Here is a 16,220-nt window from a genome sequence, read left to right as displayed (position 1 = left end):
CGGAGACCCTGTGACCGACCCCGATCCACCGTCGCACCACGACCCCGACCCCACGCCCGACGACGACGCGGCGGTCGTGGCCCAGTCGCTGGAGCGGCCCGAGATCTTCGCGCGGCTCTACGACCGGTACGCGCCGGACATCCACCGCTACGCGGCCCGCCGCCTCGGCGACGGCGCCGCGGACGACATCACCGCCGAGACCTTCCTCATCGCCTTCCGCGTCCGGGCCCGCTACGACCAGGGGCGCCGCACCGCCCGCCCCTGGCTGTACGGCATCGCCGCCAACCTCATCGGCAAGCACCGCCGTGCCGAGGTACGGGCGCTGCGCGCCCTGGCCCGCACCGGCACCGACCCGGTCGCCGAGTCCTGGGTCGAGCGCGCCGACAGCCGGATGGCGGCCGAGGCCACCCGCCGGCCTCTGGCTGCCGCCCTCGCCGGGCTGTCCGCCCGCGACCGGCATGTGCTGCTCCTCGTCGCCTGGGCCGACCTCAGCTACCAGGAGGTCGCGGAGGCCCTCGGCATCCCCGTCGGGACCGTCCGCTCCCGGCTCAACCGCGCCCGCCGCACGGTGCGCTCCGCGCTCGGCACCGACCCCACCCTCGTCAGCGATGCCACGGATGCCACGGATGTCACGGATGTCACGGAGGTGGTCAGCTATGGATGATCTTCAGCAGGACCTGACCGGGCTGCGCGCGCTGCGCGCCGACGCCCCCCGCCCCGACCGGGCGCGGCTCGCGGCCGGGCGCGCGCGGCTCCACCAGGCCGCCACCGGCGCGGCCCGCGGGCGCCGCTTCCGCGCCGACTGGCGGCTCGCCGCCGCCGGTGTCGCCGCGACGCTGACCGTAGCCGCCCTGCTGGCCGCCGACGTCGTGGGCGGCGGGGCCGGGGGCACCCGCGTAGCGGACCCCGCGGCCCGGCCCGGCTACACCGCGACCGCCCGGCTGGGCAGCGCCGCGGACGGGAAGGACCTCGGCGACGCGGCGAAGCTGCTGCGTCAGGCGGCGGACACCGTGGAGCAGACCCCCGTCCCCACGCCCCATGACGGCCAGTGGATCTACACCAGGTACGTGGACGCGGGCCGGATCGACGGCGGGCCGGAACCGCGCGAGTCCGAGTCCTGGACGGCGTACGACGATCCCTCGTACGCGGCCCGGAAGGAGTACCGCCTGCTGCGGTCGCTGCCGGACGACCCGGAGCGGGTGAAGAAGAAGGTCCGCACGCTGGAAGAGGGCCGCCCGGACTCCGAGACCTCCGCGCAGTACGACTTCCGGCTGCTCGGCGGTCTGAGCCAGGCGTTTCCGACCGACCCCGAGGGCCGGGCCAAGGTCCTCCGGGCGATGGCGACCCTGCCGGGGATCACGGCCGCCCGGGTGACGGACAACCTCGGGCGCAAGGCCGTGGCGATCGGCCAGGGCACGGTGCGGAAGAAGGGCTTCACCGAGTTCCAACTGCTGTACGACCCGGAGACCTTCGCCCCGCTCGGGGAGCGCGGCATCGCGGGCTACGACGCGGAGCCGGACGCAGACGACAAGGACGGCTGGAAGGCCGGCGACGTGCTCAGCACGCATGCGCTGGTGGACCAGGCACTGGTGGACGAGGACGGACAGCGGCCCTGAGCCGAGGCGGGCAGGGGGCGCGGACCGGGCCAGGGCAGGCCGGGGTGGACCGGCGTGGGCCGGGGCGGGCGGGGCTGGACCGGCGTGGGTCGGCGCGGACCGGGGTGGACCGGGCCGGGGCAGGCCAGGGTGGACTGGTGCGGGCCGGGGTGGACCGGCGCGGGCCGGGGCGGACCGGGGTGGGCCGGGCCAGGGCAGGCCAGAGTGGACCGGCACGGGCCGGGCGGGCGGGGCTGGACCCGCGTGGACCGGCGCGGGCGGGGGCGGACCGGCGTGGACTGGCGCGGGCCGGGACGGCCTGGCGCGGGCCGGAGTGGACCGGCGCGGGCTGAGGCGGGCTGGTGCGGACCAGGGTGGACCGGACCGGGCCGTGGACCGGACCGGGCCGGGGTAGGTCGGGGTGGACCGGCACGGACCGGGGGCGCGGGCCGGCGCGGACCGGGGTGGACCGGCACGGACCGGGGGCGCGGGCCGGGGTGGACCGGGCTGGGGTCCGGGCCGGGGTGGGCCGCTGCGGACCAACCGGGCCGGGGTGGATCGGGTCGGGATGGGCCGGGGTGGGCCGACGCGCCCCGGACCGGGCCGACGCGCCCCGGACCGGGCCGACGCGGACCGGACCGGGCCGGCGCGGACCGGGCCGGGCCGGGGGCCGGGGCGGTGGGTGTCGGTCGTTGAGACCGGTTCGCCTCTCGGGGCCGGCTCCGGTTAGCGTTCTGAGCATGACCGATGCACCCACCACCCGCACCGGCGCCGTCGCCGCCGGTCTCGCCACCCTCACCGAGGACGGCACCGTTCTCGACACCTGGTTCCCGGCCCCCGAGCTGACCGACGAGCCCGGCCCGGCCGGGACCGAGCGGCTCGATGCCGAGCGGACCACGCAGCTGCTGGGCGAGACCGCCCTCAAGGCGGTCGGACCGGACCCCCGGCGCGGCGTCGAGGTCGTCGCCGTCCGCACGGTCATCGCCTCGCTCGACGAGAAGCCCGTCGACGCGCACGACGTCTATCTGCGGCTGCACCTGCTCAGCCACCGGCTGGTCAAGCCGCACGGGGTGAGCCTGGAGGGCCAGTTCGGCCTGCTTGCCAACGTCGCCTGGACCTCGCTCGGTCCCGTCGCCGCCGACCAGGTGGAGCGGGCCCGGCTCGCCGCCCGCGCGGAAGGGCTCCAGCTGTCGGTGACCAGTGTCGACAAGTTCCCGCGGATGACCGACTACGTCGTCCCCTCCGGCGTCCGCATCGGCGACGCCGACCGGGTCCGCCTCGGCGCGCACCTCGCCCCGGGGACCACCGTCATGCACGAGGGCTTCGTCAACTTCAACGCCGGCACGCTCGGCACCTCCATGGTCGAGGGCCGGATCAGCGCGGGCGTCGTGGTGGGCGACGGCTCGGACGTCGGCGGCGGCGCCTCGATCATGGGCACGCTGTCCGGCGGCGGCAAGCAGACCATCACCATCGGCGAGCGCTGCCTGCTCGGCGCCGAGGCGGGTCTGGGCATCTCGCTCGGCGACGACTGCATCGTCGAGGCGGGGCTGTACGTGACGGCGGGCACCCGCGTCACCCTCCCGGACGGCAAGATCGCCAAGGCTCTGGAGCTGTCCGGCGTCAACAACCTCCTCTTCCGCCGCAACTCCGTCACCGGCACCGTCGAGGCGCTGCCCCGCACGGGTTCCTGGGGCGGTCTGAACGAGGCGCTGCACAGCCACAACTGAGCCACGACTGAGCCACAACTGAAGACCGGACGCAGGACGGCGGCCCGGCGGGAAGCAGCTTCCCGCCGGGCCGCCGCGTGACGCCGGGCGTCAGGGCCGCACCCGCACCACCTGCGGGTCGTGGTCGCTGGACTGGTCCGAGAACTCGGCGTTGACGTGGACGATGTCGTAGTCGGCGTGGCGGCTCAGCGCACGGCTGGTGAGGATGTGGTCCAGCACCTGCGAATTGCCGTTGTAGACATAGCCGTAGCGCTCGTCCTTCGGCAGCCGGGTCACCAGGTCCGTCAGCACACCGCCCTCGGTGAGTTCGGCCAGCGCGGGCGAGAACTGGTAGTCGTTGAGGTCGCCCGCGACCACCACGGCCGCCTTGGGGTCGGCGTTCAGCAGCTCCTTGACGAAGGTGTTGACGGTCGCGGCCTGTCCGGTGCGCTGGGTCTCCGAGGAGCGGGCCGGGGGCTGGAAGCGGCTGTCCAGGCCCTGGTCGCCGCCCTTGGAGTTGAAGTGGTTGGCCACCACGAAGACCGGGCGGCCCCGGAAGGAGAACTGCCCGACCAGCGGCTTGCGGCTGTCCTTCCAGACGTCGTCCGCCGGGGCGATACGGCCGGGGGAGGCCGACAGCGTGGCCTTGCCGCCCTTCTCCTCGACCCGCACCGGGGTGGTGGAGTCGCCGCCCGGGATGTCGGTGAAGGAGACCCGCTCCGGGTTGTAGAGGAACGCCACGCGGATGTTGCCGCCGGGCTGGCCGCCGTCCTGGTCGTCCACCGGGTCGATCTGGCGCCACGCGTACGAGGGTCCGCCCGCCGCCTCGATCGCGTCGGTGAGCTTCTTCAGCGTGGCGTCGGCGCTCACCACCGCGTCGTCCGTGGAACCGTTGTCGTCCTGGACCTCCTCCAGCGCGACGATGTCCGGCGAGGCGAGGTGCTCCACCAGCCCCGAGGCCAGCCGGTCGAACTTCGACTGGGCGGTCTTGGGGGAGAGGTTCTCCACGTTGTAGGTGGCGATGGAGAGTTCGTCCGCCCGCTGCGCGCGGGTGCTCTCCCGCTCGGGGCCGTGGTCGGCCAGGCCGCCCAGCGCGGTGGCGGCGATCGTGTACCCGCCGAAGTCGTCGTAGTCCAGCGGTCCGGCCGTGGTGCCGGTCAGCGCGTCGCCGACGTCCGCGACCGGGAAGGGGTGCTCGGCGTAGGGCAGGAGGGAGACCACCTTCACCCGTCCTGCGTTCGCGTCGCGGTACGAGCTGTAGAGGGCGCCGCCGCGCGCGGTCCGCTGGTGGCGGGGCTCGGCGGTGACCCACAGCTCCTTGTAGGTGTTGGTCGCGCCGACCACGGGCGCGTCCTGGACCGAGACCCGCATGCCCTCCAGGGACTCGTAGCGGTCCAGGGCGTACGAGCGCGGCCGCAGCCGCAGCCCCTCGATGGAGTTCCCGCCGGCGTCCGGGGCGTAGCGGTCGGGGATCGTGGACGGGTTGAGCCGGTAGGCGGCGGGCAGCGCGTTGCCGGAGGACCGGACCGTCCAGGTCGCCTTGGACAGCTCGGTGAGCGACTGCCCGCCGGCGTCCTTGCCGCCCGGGTAGTACTCGGACACCGTTCCGGAGACCAGCACCGAGTCGCCCACGGCGACCGAGGGCGTGGTCGATCCGGTGTAGACGAAGATCGCCTCGCTGGTGGCCGGGTCGTCGTCGGGCGCGGTGTCCTGGACCCAGAAGCCGCGCGACGAGCCGAAGGCGCGTATCGCCGTGACCGTGCCGGGGACGTCGGTCACCCGCTGTCCGGCGAGCGGGGATATCCGGGTGCTGCCCTGGATGTCATGGATGCGGATCTCGGCGGCGGCGGCCGATGACGGTACGGCGAGCAGCCCGGCCGCGAGGGCGGAGGCGGCGACGACGGTGACGGCGACGGGTCCGCGCGGGGCGCGAGGGGACATGGTGGTGGCCTCCGGGAAGGAGTGAACGGGCGAGGAGGTGGCCTCTACGCGCGTCAATCTCTGTCCTCACCACGGACGTTGTCAAGGGAGGACGGATGTCCGGTGCGTGGCCGGAGCGGGACGGGATCGTGAACGGAGGCGCGGCGCCCGTACCCCCGCCCCGGCAGGTGACCGCCGGTCCACTGGCCGAAATCACCGCTTGCCGTGACGCGGGGCCACATCGGGACGAAAGTGCCGTCCCGTTCCGTCTACGCTGGGGGCGGGCCGTGCCTGCGCAGCCGTGCGCATCCGGGTCCGCACAGCCGCACAGCCGTGTCCCGTAGCCATAGCCCGATAGCCCGATAGCCCGTACAGCCATAGCCCCATAGCCGTGGTCCTGACAGCCCCGATGCGCGCCCGCGACCGCCGCGTCCCCGAGGAGTGACGTCCGCCCATGCCAGAAGAGCGCCCCACCATGCCGCCCGTGCGGCTCCGCACCGACGCGGAACTCGCACGGGACGCACTCGCCGCGCCGCTTCTCTCCCGCGCGGTCCGGCTCGCCCGCTGGGCCGAGCCGGGGAAGCCGGTGGCGTCGGACGGGGTGCTGCCGGAGGCCGAGCTGCGGGCGGCGATCGAGCTGCTGGGGCTCGCGGGGGACGAGGACGGACCCGAGCACACCGCGCAGGCATGGCAGTTGGCCGTCGACACCGGACTGGTCGAGATCCGTGGAGACGGTCACGACGAGGGTGACGGCGACGGCGGCAGTGACGACCACGGTGACCGCGCGGACGGCGCGGCGGCACCCGGGGACGCGTTCTCGTCCGTCGCGACCAGCGGCGAGGAGCTGCGGCTGATCTCCGAGGGCGGCCCCCGCGACATCCTGGACATCTGGCTGGACGGTTTCGAGACGGTGCTGGCCGACGCCGCCGCCCCCGACCTGGCCGAGATCGCCGACCAGCTCAGCGAGGGCGGTGAGCTGGACCTCGACGCGCTCGACTGGAACCCGGAGGAGGAGGCCGAGTTCCTCGACGGCGTGCTGGGCAACCTCTACCTGCTGACCGCCCTGGACGAGGAGGCCGCCGCGGCCTCCGTACCGCTGCCCGCGCTGGCCGCCTCCATGATCGTCCCCGAGGACATGGACGAGCCCACCGACGACGTCCTCCAAGAGGTCTCCGAGGCGATGGTGCGGCTGGACGACCAGTTCCGGCTGCTCGCCCCGACCGGCCTCATCGACTACCAGCCGGTGGACGAGGCGCTGATCGAGGAGGTCGACGGCGAGGGCCGCGTCCATGAGCCCGAGCCGGCCGAGGAGCTGGAGGACGAGGACGTCTCCCGCTACGGCATGGTCCGGCTCACCCCGCTCGGCGTCTACGCCGTACGGTCCCGGATGGTCGAGGCGGGCATCGACGCCCCGGCCGTCGGCGACCTGGCCGACCAAGGCGCCGACGTCCTGCTGGCCGCCCTCCCCGGCCACCCCGAGCCCGCCGCGCAGGCCGAGGCCGAACAGTGGCTGGCCCGCCGTACGCCCGAGGAGGCCGCCCGCGAGCTGCTGGCCGCCGCGCGCGGCGACGACGAGGGCGCGCCGCTGCGCCGCCTCACCTGCCAGCAGACCCTCTCGCTGGCCGGGGCCGCGGCCGAGCCCGCGCTGCGCGAGGTGCTGGACGACCGGCACCTGGGCGGGCTGGCCCGCGTCTGGCTGGCCGAACACGGGGTGGCGGGGGTTCCGGAGCCGTCGGAGGAGATGGTCTTCTGGCTGACCGTGGACACCCTGGCGGCCCAGCTCGCCACCGAGGGCGACTCGGCGGAGCTACGGGATCTGGTGCGGGGTTTGGTCGACCAGTCGGGGAGCTTCTTCGACTCGGCCTGGCGGGTGGACCACCCGGCGACCGCGGAGGTGCTGGAGGCGATGGGGCGGCTGCATCCGGACAAGAAGGCCGCCAAGGAGGCCCGCAAGGCCGCCTTCAAGGCCCGCTCCCGAGGCTGAGCGCCGCCCACGCCCTCGCGGGGCGAGCCCCGATCCCGCTCACGGGGTTGAGCGATCCTCGCTGGGTGAGTCGCGATTCCGCTCGCGGGGTGGGGGCGTTTCCGCTTCGTGTGGTGGGCCGGGAGCTCGCTCGTGGGTGAGCGGCGTGCTTGCCCTCGTGGGGTGGGCGGTCACTCGCGCGTTGAGGGGGCGCCCGCTCGTGGGGTGAGTGGCGGTCTAGTTCGCGGGGTGGGGGCGCACCCGCTCGTGGAGTGGCCGATCGCTCGCTGGCGCACCGGCTTGCGGGGTGAGCTGCGATTCCGCTCGTGGGGTGTGCGATGTGTGGGGCAGGGGGTGTGCCCGCCTTTGCGAGGCTGAGCGGCGCATCCGCTCGTGGGGTGAGTGGCCACTTGCGCGTTGAGGGGGCGCCCGTCCTCGTGGGGTGGGACGCGATCCTGCTCGTGGGGTGGGCGATCGCTCGCTGGGTGAGGGGCGCGTCGGCTTGCGGGGTGAGTCGCGATTCCGCTCGTGGGGTGAGCGACGTGCGGGGCAGGGGGTACCCGCCATCGTGAGGCTGAGCGGCGCATCCGCTCGTGGGGTGGGCGGGTGCTTGCGCGTTGAGGGGGGCGCCCGCCCTCGTGCGGTGGGACGCGATCCGCTCGCGGGACGCGGCTCCGGGAGTGCCGTATCAGGGGGCGGCGGCCCATTGGTCCGTTGATGTCGCGTTCCGTTCAACTGATGTTCGGCCGAGGGCGGGAACGTAAGGCCGCAGTCCGGAGGACCACCTGCGTTCGGGAGAAGACATGTCGCTCAGCCGAAGAGACTTCGCGAAGCATTCCGCGGCCGGGGCCGGGGTCGCCCTGGTCGGAAGTGCCGGGGTGCTCGGCACCGCGCCCGGTGCGCTCGCCGCTGAGGCGGCCGGGACGACCGCGGCGGGTGCCGAGGGTCGGCCCGGTCACGGCGGCGCCTCGCTCGGCTACGGTCCGCTCATCGCCGACCCCAAGGGCATCCTGGCCCTCCCCAAGGACTTCAGCTACAAGATCATCACCCGCACCGGTGAGACGACGCTGGAGTCCGGCGAGTCCACCCCGTCCAACCACGACGGCACAGCCACCTTCGAGGGCTCGCGCGGTGCGACGCTGCTGGTCAACAACCACGAGCTGAGCGGGCCGCGCAGCAAGTGGCCGCATCCGGTCCCGCTGACCGACGGTCTGGTCTACGACCCGGCGGCCTCCGGCGGCTGCACCGTCGTGGAGGTCTCCAAGCACGGCGACCACGTCACCGAGTGGGTCGGTATCGCGGGCACCTCCACCAACTGCGCCGGTGGCCGCACTCCCTGGGGCACCTGGCTGACCTGCGAGGAGACCGAGGACAAGGCCGGCCAGAACGGCATGACCAAGGACCACGGCTACGTCTTCGAGGTCGACCCGCACGACCGCAGGGCCAACCGCGACCCGAAGCCGATCAAGGCCCTGGGCCGGTACGCCCACGAGGCCGTCGTCGTGGACCCCAAGCGCGGCCACCTCTACCTCACCGAGGACGCCTCCGGACCGAACGGCCTCCTCTACCGGTGGGTTCCGCCGCACGGCTTCGAGCACGGGCGCGGCAAGCTGGACACCCTCGCCGACGACGCGGGTGTGCTCCAGGCGCCCAAGTGCTACGACTCCGGCGGCAACTTCGTGGACGACCTCTCGCGCGCCACCAAGACCGGCACGGTCTACGGCGTGGACTGGGAGCCGGTGCCGGACCGCGACGCGAAGTCCGTGTCGGTGCGCAAGCAGTTCGCCGACGGTCAGATCACCCGGGCGCGCAAGCTCGAGGGCATGTGGTGGGCGGACGGCGGTGCGTACATCGTCTCCTCGTACGCCCGTGAGGAGAGCCCGGTCCAGCACGACGGCCAGGTCTGGTTCTACGACCCCAAGCGGCGCACCCTCACCCTCAAGGTGCTGCTCGGCGTCAACCCCGACCCGTCGAAGGACGGCGCCTTCGACGGCCCGGACAACATCACCGTCTCGCCGTACGGCGGGCTGGTCATCGCCGAGGACGGCGAGGGCATCCAGCACCTGTTCGGCGCCACCGAGGACGGCCGGACGTACCCGATCGCGCGCAACGAGCTGAACATCGGCACGGCCGAGGAGCCGGAGTTCAGCGAGTTCACCGGTGTGGTCTTCTCGCCCGACGGATCGACGCTGTTCGCCAACATCCAGGTGCCGGGCATCATGCTCGCGATCACCGGACCCTGGCGCCGCCAGCGCTGACGCGGCACCCGGCCGGGGGGAATCCCGCCGGCCGGGGCGCACGTTGACGTGAGGGTGACCTCACGCCTGCGCACCACCCCCTTCTCCATCCTCGACCGCTCCCGCACCCGCCAGGGCCGGGAGCGGTCGCAGGCGCTGCGCGACACCGTACGGTTCGCGCAAGCGTCCGAGGCCCTCGGCTACCACCGCTTCTGGGTCTCCGAGCACCACAGCGTGCCCGGCGTCGCCGGTTCGGCGCCCACGGTGCTGGCGTCCGCCGTCGCGGCGGCCACGGTCCGCATCCGGGTGGGCACGGGCGGGGTGATGCTGCCGAACCACCGCCCGCTGGTGGTCGCCGAGCAGTTCGGGGTGCTCGCATCCCTCTTCCCGGGCCGGATCGACATGGGCCTGGGCCGCTCCGTCGGCTTCACCGACGGCATCCGCCGCGCCCTGGGCGCCGAGAAGGAGGCCGCGCGGGACTTCGGCGCCCAACTGGAGGAGCTGCTCGGCTGGTTCACCGGTGAGCAGAGCGCCTACCCCCAGGTCCACGCCCACCCGGCGGAGGGGCTGCGGCTGCCCGTCTTCGTCCTGGCCACCGGGGCCGGCGCGGATCTGGCGGCGGAAGCCGGGCTGGCCCTGGTGATCGGCGATCTGCGGGGCCGGGACGAGATGCTGCGCGCCATCGACCGCTACCGCACGGGCTTCCGCCCCTCGGCGTGGTCCGCCGCACCGTATGTCGTCGTCTCGGGCAATGTCGCGGTCGCCGGGACCACGGAGGAGGCCCGCCGGCTGCTGCTCCCCGAGGCGTGGGCGATGGCCCACTCCCGCACCCACGGTGTCTTCCCGCCGCTGGCCCCGGTGGCGCAGATCGAGGCGCGGGAGATGACCGAGAAGGAGCGCGGCTTCTACGAGCGGGGCCTGCGGGGCCAGCTGTACGGCACGGAGGACGAGGTCGCCGCCGCGCTCGAGGAGCTGATCGAGCGCAGCGACGCGGACGAGGTGCTGGTCACCACGAGCACCTACGACCGCGAGGCGCTGCTGGACTCCTACCGCCGCCTGGCCCGCGTGGCGGGCCTGTCCGGCGACTCCGGCCCCGGCCCGGGTTCCGTTTCAGCGCCGGCCGCTATGTCACCGGGTCAGCGCATGCCGAGCCGTGCGCATGAGACCGGCATGCGCAGCTGACCGGTCGGCCGCGAAGAAGTGTCCGCGCCGCGTTGACTTCCGCTGGGCTCAGCATCCCGTGCTGGGCCTCGTACTGGGCGGTCAGCTCGGCGAGAAGGACCCGCTCGACCTGCCGCCGCACGGCTTGGTGGCAATCCGCGTCCGATGATCCGTACGGCCTCATGTCAGACGGCGACAAGCGTGATCCTCTCTCCACACAGCTTTGCCATGTCATCCGTGTCCGAGGTCAGCATGACGACGGGGCCCGGTTGGTGGAGCGCGGTGACGGCCACCATGGCGTCGATGGCGTATGTGTGGCCGTGCAGGCCGGTGTCCCGCAGGAGCAGCGCGGCCTCCTTGGACCAGTCGACGCTGAGCGGCTCGACGCGCAGTTGTGACAGCACATAGTGCCAGCGGGCGCGCTTGACGCCGTTGTGCTGGGCTTCGATGAGGGTGGCTCCGCTGACTACTCGGTCGGCGCCGCGGTCCAGCGCGGAGCGAACCATGTTCATCACGGCCCGGTCCTCTTCGAGGTAGAGCGACAGCCCTTGGCTGTCCAGCACCAGGCTGCCGCCCCCGGTCAGCCGGCCTCGCGCCAACGGGACTCCCGGCTTTCGGCCGTGGACCAGACGTCCGCGGCCGCTTGCCGCTCCTCGACCGTGAAGGGGCCGTGGTCCTTCTCGAACTCGGCGAGATTCTCGCGCGTGGCCTGGTTGCGCAGGTGCTCCTCGATGGCCGCTGCGACAAGGGCGGAGACGCCGCGGTTGCCCGCACGGTCCCGCAGCGCCCGCACCGTTCCCTCGGGGAGGGACACGCTGAGCGCCTTCGCAGGTCCCTCCCCGATCCCCGGCTCCACTGATTCCTCATGCATGCGCCCAGTTTAGCAATCGGTTTAATAATCCGTTATCCGGAAACACCCGACGCGTGGCGGGCGGGATGGCTCACAGGGCCTTGCCCGCGGGCTTGGCCATGCCGCGCACGGTGCGCGAGTCGACGTACTCGCCCATCGCGGTCATCTCCCACTCACCCGAGAACTGCTTGATCAGCTTCGCCATCATCACGCCCGTGCGCGGCTCGGCGTGGGTGAGGTCGAAGCGGACCAGTTCCTCGCCGGTCTGGGCGTCGAGCAGGCGGCAGTACGCCTTGGCCACATCGGTGAACTTCTGGCCGGAGAAGGAGTTGACCGTGAAGACCAGGCCGGTGACCTCGGGCGGGAGGCCGCCGAGGTGGACGGTGATGGACTCGTCGTCGCCGCCGCCCTCACCGGTGAGGTTGTCGCCGGAGTGCTGGATGGCGCCGTTGAGGATGGCCAGCTTGCCGAAGAAGCAGGCGTCGATCTTCTTGCGGTCGACACCGAAGGCGATCACGGACGCGTCCAGGTCGATGTCCTTGCCACGGAAGGCGGGCTCCCAGCCCAGGCCCATCTTCACCGAGCTGAGCACCGGGCGGCCGCCCTTGACCAGGGAGACCGTCTGGTTCTTCTGGAGGCTGACCCGGCCCTTGTCCAGGTTGATCTTCCCGGCGGCCGGGGCCGGTGCGGCGGCGGGCGGCGCGGCCGGGGGAGCGGGCGGCGGGGCGGTCGGCATGGGCGGCGGGGGCTGGAAACCGGCGGGCGGACCGCTCGGCGGGGGCGGCGACTGGGTGGCGTGGGCGGCCGGGACGGAGGGCTCCTCGACGGTCACCCCGAAGTCGGTGGCGATGCCCGCCAGCCCATTGGCGTAGCCCTGCCCGACCGCGCGCACCTTCCACGCCCCATTGCGCCGGTAGACCTCCACGACCACCAGCGCCGTCTCGCTGCCCAGGCGCGGCGGGGTGAAGGTGGCGATCACGGCACCGTCGTCGGCGCCGCGCACGGTGGCGGTCGGCTCGGTGCCCGCGAAGGTCGCCCCGGGGGCGTCCAGGCTCGCGGTCACCACGATCTTCTCGATATCGGCGGGCACCGCGCCGGTGTCCACGGTGATGGTGTCGCCCGCGCCCGCCGTGCCGGCGCGGTGGGTCACCCCCGGTCCGGCGGGCTGGTTGTAGAAGACGAAGTCGTCGTCGGAGCGCACCTTGCCGTTGGCGGTCAGCAGCAGGCCCGATACGTCGAGCCGCACCGGAGCGGTCACGTCAACCGCCACGCGCGCGACGGGGAGGGGGAGGTTCGAGCCGGGTGTCATAGCGGTCATGCCCGGGGTAACGAACGTCCCCGCTTTACGGTTCCTTGACCTGCGCCCCACTTCCGTCCGCGCCCCGGACGCCTCGCGCATCGCGCGCTACTCGGCCGGTACCCGTGACACCGCTCGATCACGGACCGGATCATCCGCGCGCCGCGCCGACGGCTCGGGGCGGCGCATGCGGCGCTGTACGGGGCGGGCGGTGGCGGCCGTCACCCCGATCACGCACACCGCCATGCCCGCCAGGGCCGTCCACCCCGGCGCGTCGCCGAACATCGCGTACGCCCACACCAGCGTGGTCGGCGGCGTGAGGTAGATCAGGGCGCTGGTGCGGGTGACGCCGCTGCGGCGCAGGCTCAGCCAGTAGAAGCCGTAACCGCCGACCGTGGAGAGCAGGAACGTCCAGGCCACCGCCGTCCAGAAGGTCCCGCTCGACGGGGGCGCGGCATGGCCCCCGGCCAGGGCGACCCCGGTGAACAGCACGGCGCTGACGAGGCAGTGCAGCGGCACGGCGTCCACGGGGCCGAGCGGCGCCCGCGCCCTGCGTTCGAGGAAGCTCGCGGCCAGCAGCGCCGCCATCGCCGCGAACGGCAGTCCGTACGCCCAGACCGGGGCGGCCGCGGTGCCCGCCGACAGATCGCCCTGGACGACGAGCGCGACCCCGCCGAGGCCGATGGCCAGCCCCGCCCACTGGCGCGGGCTGACCCTCTCCCCGAGCAGCCGCCCGGCCAGCGCGCCCGCCGCGAGCGGCTGCAACGCGGCGATCAGCGCGGTGGTGCCGGACGGGACGCCGAGCCCGACCGCCCAGACGACACCGCCCAGGTAGCCGCCCTGCGAGAGCGCGCCGATCGCCGCCTGCTCGGCGATGGCGCGCGGGCGGAGTTTGCGGCGCCTCAGCAGCGCCCAGGCGCCGCCCAGCACCGCCGCCGCCGCGATGAATCGCCACATCAGCAGGGTGTCGGCGGTGGCCTCCCGGGTGCCGAGCTCGGCCCCGATGAAGCCGGAGCTCCACATCACGACGAGGCCGATGGAGGTGATGGCGGTGCTGATGGGCATGGGCGTCGTCCTCATTCCGGGTCGGATCGGGTTCCAGGTATACCGATCTGTTTAGTACCTCGCGTCCACTAGACTAAACAGATCGGTATACCCTTCCGTCAACCCCGATCGGAGGTGATCACGGCATGCGAACGCAGAGGGAAGCGCTCACCCCCGCCGCGCGCCGCGTCCTCGACGCCGCCGCCGAGCTGTTCTACGGGCAGGGGATCAACGCGGTCGGCGTGGATCTGATCGCCAAGCGCGCCGGAGTCACCAAGAAGACGCTGTACGAGCGCTTCGGCTCCAAGGAAGCGCTGGTCGCCGCGTATCTGCGGGAGCGCGATGAGCGGTGGCGGGCCTGGCTCACCGCCGAGGTCGAGAAGTCGCCCCCGGCGGAGCGCGTCCTGGCCACCTTCGACGCCCTCGCGGCGTGGATGCGCCGCGAGAACCCACGCGGCTGCGGATTCGTCAACGCGGCGGCCGAACTGCCGGACGCCGACCATCCGGCCCGGCAGGTGGTCGCCGGCCAGAAGCGCTGGCTGCGGACCTATCTGTGGCAACTGTGCGAGGAGGCGGGCGTGGCCGCCCCCGATGAGCTGGCGGACGAGCTGCTGCTGCTTCACGAGGGCGCCACGGTGCTGTACGGGCTGTCGGCGGTGGCCGATCCGGTCGGCATCTCACGTCGGATGGCCCTACGGGCGCTGGAGCGGGCCGGAGCGGTCTGAGGGCTTGGTCTCGGTCGCGATCTCGGCCCACACGGTCTTCCCCGGTCCGCCGCCGGGCCGGGGCCCGACCGCCCAGCGCTCGGCGAGCCGCGAGACGAGGAACAGACCGCGCCCCGTCTCGGCGTCCGGCGCGGCGGCGGTGAGCGTGGGCCGCTTCTCGGTGCGCGTGTCCGACACCTCGATCCGGATCGTCCCGCCCGCGTCGCCCAGCGGTGCGGTCAGCCGTACGTGGAAGTCCCGCCCCGGCACGCGGCCGTGCCGTACCGCGTTCGCGGCCAGCTCGCTCGCGATCAGGGTCACGGTCTCGTTGGGGCCGGAATCGTACGGGTAGCCCCACGCGGCGAGCCGGTGCGACACGAGCCGCCGAGCGAGGCGCGCACCGCGCGGCGTCGAGGTGAAGCGCATGGCGAACTCGCCGGGCGCGGGCGTTGGTTGTCCCTGGTGTGTCCCTCGTGAGGGGGCATTTTCGGTCGTCATGGGCACGAGCCTTGCGGTGGCGTGCCTAGCCTGACCAGCAAGCGCGCGTGTACGGACAGTGCCTGTACGTGCACGCCTGGTGTGATGGGAGGGATGCGACATGGCGGGTACGGAACGGTCCCCGTTCCTCAGGGGCTTCGGCAGGCAGGTGAAGCTGTTCCGGGAACGGGCCGGACTCACCCAGGCGGAATTAGGGGCGCTCGTCGGGTACAGCGCGGACCAGGTGGCGTCGGTGGAATGCGGACGACGGATTCCCAAGCCGGAGCTGGTCGACAAGGCCGATGAGGTGCTGGGTGCGGGCGGCGTGCTGGGGGCGATGAAGGAGGAGCTGGCGCACGCGCGGTACCCGGCGTTCTTCCGCGATGCGGCGCGGTTGGAGGCGGTGGCGGTTGAGGTCCAGGTGTACGACACGCATGTGGTGAACGGCCTCTTGCAGACGGAGGACTACGCGCGAGCGACGTTCACGATGCGCCGTCCACACCTGGACGAAGAGGTCATTGAACAGCGAGTTGCCGCACGCATGGAGCGCCAAGCGATTTTCGGTATGCGCCCTGCTCCCCTCCTGGGCTTCGTCATCGAGGAGTCTGTCCTGCGGCGACCGTTCGGCGGGGTGCAGGTTCTCCGTGGACAGTTGGAGCAGCTACTTCTCGTCGGAGAGAAGCGCAATGTGGAGATTCAGGTGATGCCCCTCAGCCGGGAGGACAACGCCGGTATAGACGGACCTTTCACGCTGATGACCCCCAAGGGAAGCGAACAGATCGCATATCTCGAAGGCCAGGGGCGCAGTACCTTGCTCACCGACCGGGAAGAAGTCCGCGCCATCGCCGCGCGGTATGGAATCATCCGGGCCCAGGCTCTCACGCCACGAGAGTCGTCCATCTTCATCGAGAAGTTGCTGGGGGAGCTATGAGCAGGGACATACGCGAGCTGGTGTGGTTCAAGAGCAGCTACAGCGGCGGCGAGGGCGGCCAGTGCGTCGAAGTTGCCATGGATTGGCGTAAGAGCAGCTACAGCGGGGGCGAGGGCGGCGAGTGCGTCGAGGTCGCCGCGTGCCCCGGCACCGTGCACGTCCGGGACAGCAAGGACACCGACGGCCCGAACCTTACGTTCCCGGCACATGCGTGGGCCGAGTTCGTAGGGTTCGCGGGCGCGAGCGCGAACCTCTGAAAATGCACAGCCCAGGCTGTTCAGTTGCAACTGGACAGCCTGGGCTGAAGAAATTACCGTGAGGGGCATGGCAGAAAC

At 72.8% G+C, this 16,220-nt stretch carries 15 protein-coding genes; 9 read left to right on the top strand and 6 right to left on the bottom strand.

Annotation, left to right across the window (positions count from 1 at the left end; genetic code table 11):
- The first annotated feature begins 10 nt into the window (after positions 1-10).
- From N6H00_RS10495 to dapD, 3 genes are all read left to right on the top strand, one after another.
- A complete protein-coding gene (locus N6H00_RS10495) occupies positions 11-664 on the top strand; it encodes an RNA polymerase sigma factor (RefSeq protein ID WP_268971325.1) in 654 nt (217 codons plus the stop codon).
- A complete protein-coding gene (locus N6H00_RS10490; RefSeq protein ID WP_268971324.1) occupies positions 657-1,616 on the top strand; it encodes a hypothetical protein in 960 nt (319 codons plus the stop codon). Before N6H00_RS10495 ends, N6H00_RS10490 begins: the two co-directional genes overlap by 8 nt.
- Before the next feature lie 719 nt (positions 1,617-2,335).
- Positions 2,336-3,322, top strand: coding sequence for a 2,3,4,5-tetrahydropyridine-2,6-dicarboxylate N-succinyltransferase (gene dapD, locus N6H00_RS10485; RefSeq protein WP_268971323.1), 987 nt, complete (start codon positions 2,336-2,338; stop codon positions 3,320-3,322).
- 90 nt (positions 3,323-3,412) lie between these two features.
- Here dapD and N6H00_RS10480 read toward each other — a convergent pair whose 3' ends face one another.
- The gene (locus N6H00_RS10480) at positions 3,413-5,242 is read right to left on the bottom strand and encodes an endonuclease/exonuclease/phosphatase family protein (RefSeq protein ID WP_268976911.1); all 1,830 of its coding nucleotides are present in this window, start codon (positions 5,240-5,242) and stop codon (positions 3,413-3,415) included.
- A gap of 433 nt (positions 5,243-5,675) precedes the next feature.
- On the opposite strand from N6H00_RS10480, the gene N6H00_RS10475 reads away from it, so the two are divergent.
- The 3 genes from N6H00_RS10475 (at position 5,676) to N6H00_RS10465 (ending at position 10,603) form a co-directional block, all read left to right on the top strand.
- On the top strand, positions 5,676-7,205 hold the full coding sequence (locus N6H00_RS10475) for a hypothetical protein (RefSeq protein ID WP_268971322.1): 1,530 nt from the start codon (positions 5,676-5,678) through the stop codon (positions 7,203-7,205).
- A 782-nt stretch (positions 7,206-7,987) separates the two neighbouring features.
- Positions 7,988-9,442 carry an alkaline phosphatase PhoX gene (locus tag N6H00_RS10470; RefSeq protein ID WP_268971321.1) on the top strand — a complete coding sequence of 485 codons (1,455 nt, stop codon included), beginning with the start codon at positions 7,988-7,990 and terminating at the stop codon, positions 9,440-9,442.
- A 54-nt stretch (positions 9,443-9,496) separates the two neighbouring features.
- On the top strand, positions 9,497-10,603 hold the full coding sequence (locus tag N6H00_RS10465) for an LLM class flavin-dependent oxidoreductase (RefSeq protein ID WP_268971320.1): 1,107 nt from the start codon (positions 9,497-9,499) through the stop codon (positions 10,601-10,603).
- Between the two features lie 164 nt (positions 10,604-10,767).
- On the opposite strand, the gene N6H00_RS10460 is transcribed toward N6H00_RS10465, so the two are convergent.
- The 4 genes from N6H00_RS10460 to N6H00_RS10445 all read right to left on the bottom strand — a co-directional run bounded on the left by N6H00_RS10460 (position 10,768) and on the right by N6H00_RS10445 (position 13,794).
- Positions 10,768-11,181, bottom strand: coding sequence for a DNA-binding protein (locus N6H00_RS10460; RefSeq protein WP_268971319.1), 414 nt, complete (start codon positions 11,179-11,181; stop codon positions 10,768-10,770).
- Complete coding sequence (locus tag N6H00_RS10455) at positions 11,163-11,453, bottom strand: hypothetical protein (protein WP_030841051.1); 291 nt, start codon at positions 11,451-11,453, stop codon at positions 11,163-11,165. Before N6H00_RS10455 ends, N6H00_RS10460 begins: the two co-directional genes overlap by 19 nt.
- A gap of 70 nt (positions 11,454-11,523) precedes the next feature.
- Positions 11,524-12,741 carry a TerD family protein gene (locus tag N6H00_RS10450; protein WP_268976910.1) on the bottom strand — a complete coding sequence of 406 codons (1,218 nt, stop codon included), beginning with the start codon at positions 12,739-12,741 and terminating at the stop codon, positions 11,524-11,526.
- A gap of 96 nt (positions 12,742-12,837) precedes the next feature.
- Positions 12,838-13,794, bottom strand: coding sequence for a DMT family transporter (locus N6H00_RS10445; RefSeq protein WP_268971318.1), 957 nt, complete (start codon positions 13,792-13,794; stop codon positions 12,838-12,840).
- Positions 13,795-13,919: 125 nt separating this feature from the next.
- Between N6H00_RS10445 and N6H00_RS10440 the strand changes: the two genes are divergently transcribed.
- On the top strand, positions 13,920-14,498 hold the full coding sequence (locus N6H00_RS10440; RefSeq protein WP_268971317.1) for a TetR/AcrR family transcriptional regulator: 579 nt from the start codon (positions 13,920-13,922) through the stop codon (positions 14,496-14,498).
- Here N6H00_RS10440 and N6H00_RS10435 read toward each other — a convergent pair.
- Positions 14,466-14,903 (bottom strand): ATP-binding protein, encoded by a 438-nt coding sequence (locus N6H00_RS10435; protein ID WP_443073206.1) that lies wholly within the window; start codon positions 14,901-14,903, stop codon positions 14,466-14,468. The two genes, N6H00_RS10440 and N6H00_RS10435, sit on opposite strands and share 33 nt — an antisense overlap.
- Before the next feature lie 172 nt (positions 14,904-15,075).
- On the opposite strand from N6H00_RS10435, the gene N6H00_RS10430 reads away from it, so the two are divergent.
- Together N6H00_RS10430 and N6H00_RS10425 are read left to right on the top strand one after the other, a co-directional pair.
- Positions 15,076-15,885, top strand: coding sequence for a helix-turn-helix domain-containing protein (locus N6H00_RS10430; protein WP_268971315.1), 810 nt, complete (start codon positions 15,076-15,078; stop codon positions 15,883-15,885).
- The gene (locus N6H00_RS10425; RefSeq protein WP_268971314.1) at positions 15,882-16,142 is read left to right on the top strand and encodes a DUF397 domain-containing protein; all 261 of its coding nucleotides are present in this window, start codon (positions 15,882-15,884) and stop codon (positions 16,140-16,142) included. Before N6H00_RS10430 ends, N6H00_RS10425 begins: the two co-directional genes overlap by 4 nt.
- Positions 16,143-16,220 lie beyond the last annotated feature (78 nt).

It is taken from the genome of Streptomyces sp. S465 (assembly GCF_026898115.1).
In the GTDB taxonomy this organism is placed as follows: Bacteria; Actinomycetota; Actinomycetes; order Streptomycetales; family Streptomycetaceae; genus Streptomyces; species Streptomyces luomodiensis.
The sequence above is the reverse complement of the archived record's forward strand: the minus strand, read 5'-3'. Positions and strand labels throughout refer to the sequence as shown.